Source organism: Alicyclobacillus tolerans (assembly GCF_900142255.1).
Lineage (GTDB): Bacteria > Bacillota > Bacilli > Alicyclobacillales > Alicyclobacillaceae > Alicyclobacillus_I > Alicyclobacillus_I tolerans.
Genome location: NZ_FRAF01000008.1, coordinates 117,531 through 123,530, shown reverse-complemented (window position 1 = coordinate 123,530; position 6,000 = coordinate 117,531). Strand labels below are relative to the sequence as shown.

Here is a 6,000-nt window from a genome sequence, read left to right as displayed (position 1 = left end):
AGGGATAAGCGCTGAAAGCATCTAAGCGCGAAGCCTGCCTCAAGATAACGTATCCCATTCCGTCAAGGAAGGAAGACCCCTTATAGACGATAAGGTAGATCGGTCCGGCGTGGAAGCGTCGTGAGGCGTGGAGCGGACGGATACGAATCGGTCGAGGCCTTCACCAAGGAAAATCCCTCTTGCTGAGACAGTTGGAAAGGAAAGAAGAGTCTGGTGACCATAGCGGAGGGGATACACGCGTACCCATCCCGAACACGACCGTGAAGACCTCCAGCGCCGAGCATACTTGGGGTGAAGACCCCTGGGAACCTAGGTCGTTGCCAGGCAACAGGAATACAGGTGGCTGTTAAGTGTAGAGTTTCCCTCCTTGGGAACTCTGCCTTACAGCCACTTTTTTGTTTTATAAAAATGATTACAATAGAAATTATTAGATAAGTAAATACCTAAAATTACGATGATTTTGTCTATAAGGCGATTTTGTGGCAAATGATATAGAAGTCTACTCATTTGCCTTTCCTTTTACTTTGTTGAATTGACACCTAAAATTCTTCACTGTTATAATCCACGCAATATTTATCCGATACGGCGCGGGAGGATAGAAATTCGGCGCATTTTAACTGATTCCAAGGGGGACTTAGGTTGTCTAACCAATGGGAAAATAAATTTGTTAAAGAGGGATTGACGTTTGATGATGTATTGTTGATTCCTGCTTATTCAGAAGTACTTCCTAAAGATGTGGATGTAAAGACGAAAATTACGACTGATATTACGTTAAATGTCCCCATTGTAAGTGCCGCCATGGATACAGTTACTGATGGTTCATTGGCTATTGCTATGGCAAGAGAAGGCGGCATTGGCATTATACACAAAAATATGACGATAGATCAGCAAGCAGAAGAAGTGGATAAGGTAAAACGTTCTGAAAGTGGGGTAATCACTGATCCAATATACTTGACACCGGATCACCCTATTCAAGATGCAGAATCTTTGATGGCGAAATATCGGATATCCGGTGTGCCCATTGTTGAAGGAGAAAATCGTAAATTAGTTGGAATTATTACAAACCGTGATTTACGTTTTGAGAAAAATTATAATCGTCCGATTCGTGAAGTGATGACAAGCGGGAATTTAGTGACTGCGCCTGTTGGAACGACGTTATCTGATGCAAAAGAAATACTGCGTCAACATAAAGTCGAAAAATTGCCTCTGGTAGATGCGAATGGAATTTTACGAGGGCTAATTACGATTAAGGATATTGAAAAGGCTCGACAATACCCACAGGCTGCAAAAGATGGTCAAGGAAGATTGCTGGTTGGAGCCGCAGTGACAGTGTCAGCAGATTTGTATCGTCGAGCAGAAGCACTTGTTGCTTCGCAAGTGGATGTACTGGTTGTTGATACAGCACACGGCCATTCAAAAGGAGTTATAGAAGCCGTTAAAAATTTGCGCAAACAGTTTAGTCACGTACAGATTGTAGCTGGTAATGTAGCTACAGCTGAAGCAACAGAGGCTTTAATTGATGCGGGTGTCAATGCAGTAAAAGTGGGCATTGGACCGGGTTCTATTTGTACAACCCGAGTGGTGGCTGGCATTGGTGTCCCACAGATTACAGCTATCTATGATTGTGCTAGTGTAGGAAGGCGCAGAGGAGTGCCTATTATAGCTGATGGTGGGATTAAATATTCGGGTGATATTGTCAAAGCATTAGCTGCTGGCGCTCACACGGTCATGATTGGATCTTTGCTAGCTGGAACTGAGGAGAGCCCTGGTGAGATTGAGATATATCAAGGAAGACGTTTTAAAGTTTATCGGGGTATGGGTTCGATTGGTGCTATGAAAGCTGGCAGTGGAGACCGTTATTTTCAAGGAGAGGCAAAAAAATTAGTTCCAGAAGGCATAGAAGGTCGTGTTGCCTATCGTGGACCTTTATCAGAAATCCTCTATCAATTAGTGGGTGGTTTAAGAGCAGGTATGGGTTACTGTGGGGCATCCACAATAGAAGATTTGCAAAATCATGCCCAATTTTTACGAATTACGTCAGCTGGATTGCGAGAAAGTCATCCGCATGATGTGCATATTACCAAAGAAGCACCAAATTATAGTATCTAAGAATCATTGCTAGATGGCTGGTCCTGAATACAGGCGGAATTGCCGTTGTGATATACTTATACACAGCAGAAGATAAGCTTGTGTATATTGTTGTGGATAACTTTTTGCTAACAGTATTAATGGCAGAAGATACATGGGGAGGAACTACAAGTGGCAACCAATGTGGGAACCGAACGAGTTAAACGTGGTATGGCAGAAATGCAAAAAGGCGGCGTCATTATGGACGTCATTAACGCGGAACAAGCAAAAATTGCAGAAGCAGCTGGTGCTTGCGCAGTTATGGCACTGGAACGGGTGCCTTCCGATATTCGAGCGGCTGGCGGAGTTGCCCGTATGGCCGATCCGACCATAATTGAAGAAGTAATGAAGGCTGTCTCTATTCCAGTCATGGCCAAATGCCGGATCGGCCATATTGTTGAAGCTAGAATTTTAGAGTCTCTCGGTGTGGATTATATTGATGAGAGTGAAGTTTTGACACCTGCAGACGATAAATACCATGTGGATAAAAGAAAGTTTACCGTGCCATTTGTCTGCGGCGCACGTGATTTGGGTGAGGCATTGCGGAGAATCGCTGAAGGAGCTTCTATGATTCGGACGAAAGGCGAACCGGGAACAGGCAATATTATTGAAGCGGTTAAGCATCAGAGAATGATGCAAGCGAAAATTCGTGAAGTGCAAAATATGTCCACTGATGAGTTGTACGCAGAAGCCAAAAACTTGGGTGCTCCTTTTGAACTGCTTCTTGAAGTGCACAATACTGGTAAATTACCTGTAGTAAATTTTGCAGCTGGTGGAGTTGCCACCCCTGCTGATGCTGCCTTGATGATGGAATTAGGTTCAGATGGTGTTTTTGTGGGTTCAGGTATTTTTAAATCGGAGAATCCTGAAAAGTTTGCTCGTGCAGTGGTTCAGGCCACAACGCATTATCAAGATTATGAATTGATTGGTGAACTTTCCAAAGGTTTGGGCTCGCCAATGAAAGGAATTGACCTGAATACATTGCGAGATGAAGAGCGGATGGCTGTACGCGGCTGGTAAAGATCGAAACAATAGATTGCAGCCCGTGCTTATTGTACGGGCTGTCGTTTTCAAGAAGGCAGGTGAACCATGATGAAAATTGGTGTCGTGGCCGTACAAGGGGCATTTCGGGAACATCAACGAATGCTCAATCAATTAGGAGTTGACACTATTGAAATTAAGCGCAGTCAACATCTAGAGAATCTGAATGGTATTGTATTGCCTGGTGGCGAGAGCACATCAATTGGAAAATTGATGAGGGAATATGGATTAATAGAACCCATTCGTGAAATGGTTCAGCAAGGTACTCCAATTTTTGGTACATGTGCGGGTATGATTGTTATGGCGAAAACAATCAGTAGTGGTGAGGAACCGCATTTGGCTGTTATGGATGTTACGGTCAGCCGAAACTCTTTTGGTCGACAAAAAGATTCTTTTGAAGCAGATTTGGATATGGATGTCATCGGATCGACACCTTTTCCAGCGGTTTTCATTCGTGCGCCACATATTGAAAGTGTAGGCGAAAATGTTCGCGTGCTTTCCAGGTATCAGGGACGTATAGTCGCGGTTCAGGAAAAACATTGTTTGGCTATTTCATTTCATCCAGAATTGACAGATGATAGCCGTATTCATCAATATTTTCTCGAGAAAATCGTACAACCTTCTCTACAAACTGTCCGCTAAGCTTTTACACTTTTTAAAAATATATAAACGAAGCAGGACAAAGTTTAAGACAGTTTATGCATTCTAAAACCTGACAAAAGATGGTGACCGAAACAATGCTCGATATCAAAGCTATTCGACAGGATCCAGAATTTTTTCGCCGGGGTATTGCACGCAAAAAAGCAGATCCAGAATTGATTCATCAATTGCTAACAATGGACGAGTCATGGCGTGCAGCATTGGCCGAAGTGGAACGTTTAAAAAATGATCGCAATCGAGCGAGTGAAGAGATTGCCAAAAAGAAAAAGTCAGGTGAAGATGCGTCCGAATCGATCCGTCTTATGAAAGATGTATCGGATCGGATTAAACTTTTAGATGAGACTGTGCGGGAACGCGAAGCGGCAGTCAAAGATTTGCTTTTGTCCATCCCTAATGTGGCGCATGAGTCTGTTCCGGATGGAGATTCGGAGGAAGACAATGTCACTCTTCGTCATTGGGGTGAAAAACCGCAATTTAGTTTTGAGCCTAAGCATCATTATGAGATTGCTTCACAATTGGATATTGTTGATTTTGAGAGGGCTGTAAAGATTACCGGCAGTCGTTTTATTTTATACAAAGGGCTAGGTGCACGTCTTGAAAGAGCATTAGCCAATTTTATGCTGGATTTTCAAACGGAGAAGAATGGCTATCAAGAAATGTTTCCTGCTTTTATTGCCAATGCGGATAGTTTAGTTGGCACAGGAAATTTACCTAAATTTGGAGAAGAAATGTTTCGTTTGGAAGGACTTCCGTATTACTTAATACCTACTGCTGAAGTTCCTTTAACAAATTATTATCGTGATGAAATTCTTAGCATTGAACAATTACCAGTTAAATTTGCTGGATACAGTTCCTGTTTTCGAAGTGAAGCTGGTAGTGCTGGCAAAGATACCAGAGGCTTGATTCGCCTGCATCAATTCCAAAAAGTCGAGTTGGTTAAATTGGTGTTGCCAGAAAATTCGTATGCTGAGCTTGATAGCTTAATTGAGGATTGCGCAGATATTCTTGAAGCGTTAGAGCTTCCTTATCGAGTTGTAGAAATATGTACGGGCGATCTCGGTTCAAAAGAAACAAAAAAAATTGATCTAGAAGTGTGGTTTCCTGCTCAACAGACCTACCGGGAAATCAGTTCTTGTTCTAATTTTGAAGACTATCAGGCAAGACGTGCCAACTTGCGTTTTCGGCGAACTGAAACATCAAAACCGGAATTTGTGCATACATTGAATGGGTCGGGTCTTGCCATAGGGAGAACCTTGGCTGCTCTGTTAGAAAATGGCCAACAATCGGATGGCAGTGTACGCCTGCCTAAAGCGTTGGTTCCCTATATGGGCGGTATCGAGATCGTTAACTAAAGAAAATATAAAGAATCGAAGATAAAGTTTAACTTTGATGTTGAAATAAATGAGGGCATTGCGGGGGAGTCAGGAGGCTGTTTGTGAAAGTTTCTCATTTGGAATTGCGTCTTTCAAGCTCAGATCTCAATCAAATGCTTGCAGAGATTGCACCAGATGTAAAAGTTAAAATTTTGGATATAGGAGATAGTGGTATTCACGGGCAGGTTAAACTGCTCGTGTGGAATATTGATTTTATAGCAAAACCGTCTGCAGATTGGGCGAGTGATGCTGTAAACTTAGATATTTCTGCTCACAAATTGGTGAATATCCCATCCTCTATTGTTGAGCGTCAGCTCCGTGAAGCATTGAAAGATGGTCCGCCAGGAATCGAGGTTCTAAGGCAAAGTTTACGTGTTCATGTGCCTTCTTTGATACAGCCGCTTGGTGTGGAATTAAGAGTTAAGGACATCCATTGTCAACCTGGATATTTAGTCTTGGCTGTTGAACAACTTCAATTACCTCTCCCGCAAAATTTGTTCCAAAGCCATTTGTTGACTGCCGATCCGAAATCCAACTTAAAAACGAATATAGTGGATAAAGCATAGGAGATTGTATGAGATATGGGTGCACAAAGAGAAAGTGATTCAAGTGATAGAGAGAAACTAGTAAACGTGTGCGATATGATTTTTTGCCAGAATGGACTATAATGTTTGTATGCACCCGTAGCTCAGGTGGATAGAGCGGTGGTTTCCTAAACCGCGTCTTGCGGGGGTTCGAGTCCCTCCGGGTGCGCCAGAAAAGCCTTACGTATCAAAGGTTAGCGGCCATTAGAGACATG

The 6,000-nt window shown here is 42.9% G+C and carries 5 protein-coding genes, 1 tRNA gene and 2 rRNA genes; all 8 read left to right on the top strand.

From position 1 onward, the window contains the following. Nucleotides 1-167 (top strand): 23S ribosomal RNA (locus BUA75_RS06205); the annotation flags it as partial. Between the two features lie 42 nt (nt 168-209). Next, nucleotides 210-326, top strand: a 5S ribosomal RNA gene (gene rrf, locus BUA75_RS06200). A gap of 313 nt (nt 327-639) precedes the next feature. Next, a complete protein-coding gene (guaB, locus tag BUA75_RS06195; RefSeq protein WP_072873717.1) occupies nt 640-2,109 on the top strand; it encodes an IMP dehydrogenase in 1,470 nt (489 codons plus the stop codon). Nucleotides 2,110-2,259: 150 nt separating this feature from the next. Beyond that, entirely contained in the window at nt 2,260-3,147 is an 888-nt protein-coding gene (gene pdxS, locus BUA75_RS06190) for a pyridoxal 5'-phosphate synthase lyase subunit PdxS (protein WP_507134084.1), read from the top strand. Nucleotides 3,148-3,219: 72 nt separating this feature from the next. After that, entirely contained in the window at nt 3,220-3,810 is a 591-nt protein-coding gene (gene pdxT / locus BUA75_RS06185) for a pyridoxal 5'-phosphate synthase glutaminase subunit PdxT (protein ID WP_072873739.1), read from the top strand. A gap of 95 nt (nt 3,811-3,905) precedes the next feature. Beyond that, on the top strand, nt 3,906-5,180 hold the full coding sequence (gene serS, locus BUA75_RS06180) for a serine--tRNA ligase (RefSeq protein WP_072873716.1): 1,275 nt from the start codon (nt 3,906-3,908) through the stop codon (nt 5,178-5,180). A gap of 83 nt (nt 5,181-5,263) precedes the next feature. Beyond that, a complete protein-coding gene (locus tag BUA75_RS06175) occupies nt 5,264-5,767 on the top strand; it encodes a hypothetical protein (RefSeq protein ID WP_072873715.1) in 504 nt (167 codons plus the stop codon). Between the two features lie 111 nt (nt 5,768-5,878). Beyond that, a tRNA-Arg gene (locus BUA75_RS06170) sits at nt 5,879-5,957 on the top strand. Nucleotides 5,958-6,000 lie beyond the last annotated feature (43 nt).

What these genes read in the sequence shown, in the direction of transcription:
- pdxT (WP_072873739.1), top strand. Translation starts at nt 3,220, where the DNA reads ATGAAAATTGGTGTCGTGGCCGTACAAGGGGCATTTCGGGAACATCAA.
- serS (WP_072873716.1), top strand. Translation starts at nt 3,906, where the DNA reads ATGCTCGATATCAAAGCTATTCGACAGGATCCAGAATTTTTTCGCCGG.